The organism is Sporosarcina saromensis, from assembly GCF_033253735.1.
Taxonomy (GTDB): domain Bacteria; phylum Bacillota; class Bacilli; order Bacillales_A; family Planococcaceae; genus Sporosarcina; species Sporosarcina saromensis.
Map to the genome: position 1 here is coordinate 1 of NZ_JAUBDI010000044.1, position 2431 is coordinate 2431.

The following is a 2431-nucleotide window of genomic DNA, read 5'->3' on the forward strand; positions in this document are numbered from 1 at the left end:
TGTATTTGGCAAGTAGGAAATGCATAGTTTGGCAGTTAAAAATGTAGCTACTTGCCAACATCCATTTTATCGATTTAGTAAAGATTCTTTATGACGAAAACTCTCTCGATTAAATACTATTAAATGAGAATAGTGAATTAAGCGATCAATAAAAGCTTCTGTTAATATGGGATCACCAAATACGTGATTCCATTGCCCAAACTGCAGATTAGTGGTGACAATTACACTACGTTTCTCGTAACACAAATTAAATACTTGGAATAGGAGCTCAGCTCCTTGCTTGTGCAATGGCACGTAGCCGAGCTCATCTAATATGAGTAAATCCAAGTTCTCAATCTGTTTATACAATTTGCCAAGGGTGCCTTTCTCATTGGCATCTAGTAACTGATTCACTAATTGAGCAGCTGTGTAAAAGCGGACTTTTCGTTGCTCTCGATGAATCGCATTCCATCCAGACAGAGAGGCGAGCAGTGTCTTTCCTACACCTACTCCACCATATAGGATGAGGTTCTCTTTTCTCGTAATGTATCGCCCTTCCAATACATCTTCTTTTGATAAGTCACCATTCATATGAATACCATCCCAATCAAACTGCCTGCCAGATATATCCGGCAATGAAGATTGCTTAATTAGTAGGTTTAACTTTCGCTCTTCCCGTTGCTGAACTTCCTTTTCAAACAGCTTCAATAAAAATTCTTCATGGGAAGTCGCTTTTACCTCGTGATAATGTTCGCGTATCCAACTAAGCTTCAGTCGCTTCGCATGTTCTTCAATTAATTCCTTCATGACCGTTCACCTCCTATCGAAGTTAATAATTGGTCATAATGCTTGAGCCCACGCGTAACAGTAACTGCCAACGGCAGCTTTTCCGGCAATCTTGGAAGCGGAATAGTATCACGTATACCACGTCCGTTAACGAGCTGATAAAATACGTGTTTGATCGATTCAGCGGTAGGATGTCCATGCTCAGAAGCCATACGCAATGCCTGAGTAGGCAAACGGAAGTCTTGTTCTTTTAAGATCACCGCTAACAGCTCTAGTGCTCGTTTCTTTTCTGCTAGTGAACATGCCTCAATGTACTCTTTCCATTCATTCGGTAGCTGATCATAGAAGGAACTGTACTTTAGTGCTGTTGGCCGTTTAGCCATTAGCGTTAAGTATGGTTTCCAATCCATCGCCCTTCGTTCAGATCCATAGAGTCTCGGGTGAGTGGTCAAGACCTCATTTTGGTCATTAAGAATGGATACCTCATCAAAGGAAAGCTTGGCCGTCACTGCCTGACCTGCATACCGAGGAGAAGTGGAATATTGCTTCCTATCAATTCGTATAAATCCATATTTATCTGCTTTCACGTGCTCATAGCGAATGCATTCATACGCTTTACCTGGCAATTGTAAAAGTCGTTCTTTGTCTGCCATATGAAGTTCGGAAATTGGCAATTCCTTTTCATAATGTAGCCGTTCTCGGTCTTCTATACACCATGTAAGGGCTTGTTCATTTAAGTCTGACAAAGTATTGTATGGAACAGACGGCAACAGGTAATTATTGCGTATGTATTTGACCATCGACTCGACGTGTCCCTTTTCATTACCACTGTTCGGATTACAAAATTCGTATGAAAAACCGTAATGGGCAGCGAATCGTTCAAACTCCTCCGTCAACTCCCGTTCACCATCTGGTAAGATCTTTTTCACTGCTGGTGATAAGTTGTCAAAGCGGATTGTGTGTGGAACACCCTCCAAGTATGCAAACATATTGGTCAACCCTTGGAGGAAACACTCCCGGTTTTGTGAAGGGAAAACTTGAAATAAAAATGCATTACTGTAAGGAAAAGAAAGTACTAAATAATGACGAATGACCTCTTCTCCTTGGTAAAGGAATGGAGCTTCTCCAAAATCTACTTGAGCAGCACCCGGCTTTGTGTCTAGTGGAAGGGCAGCTTCTCCATTTTCCTCTATCAACTCTTTTTTTCGTTTGGATACGTAATCACGAATAGAACGGTCTGACCCTTTAAATCCATGTTCTTTCCGTAGTAGTTCATAGATACGCTTCGCTGTTCTCCTAAACTTCTTTTTCTTTTTTGCATCCTCTAACAACCATTTATCAATGATCGGTTTGACTGGATCCATGACAGGTGATTTTCTAGTTTGTTTGATGGGTTGTTCTAAATTAAAATCCTCCATCTCTGAATACTTTTTTACCGTTCTCCAATCAACCCCCATCTGTCTTGCTACTTCAGAATAATTGCGACCTTTTGTATTCGTTTCATGTCTGATATAATTGATTTCAGCCATTGCTAACATCTCCTATTTACCTCCTGTGAACTTAATGCCCAACAGGAGTGTAAGTATTTTTTCAGATGTTGGCAAGTGGCCTTTTTTTTATACATAAATTAGCTGCCGTTTTCTACATTTCTAGTGTGCCATAAACA

2 protein-coding genes are annotated in these 2431 nt (G+C 40.5%); both read right to left on the minus strand.

All coding sequences use genetic code 11. The features are described 5' to 3' along the window. Window positions 1-66: 66 nt before the first annotated feature. Complete coding sequence (istB, locus tag QT711_RS19500) at window positions 67-786, minus strand: IS21-like element helper ATPase IstB (RefSeq protein ID WP_317946916.1); 720 nt, start codon at window positions 784-786, stop codon at window positions 67-69. Continuing rightward, window positions 783-2303 (minus strand): IS21 family transposase, encoded by a 1521-nt coding sequence (gene istA, locus QT711_RS19505; protein WP_317946917.1) that lies wholly within the window; start codon window positions 2301-2303, stop codon window positions 783-785. Before istA ends, istB begins: the two co-directional genes overlap by 4 nt. Window positions 2304-2431: the final 128 nt, after the last annotated feature.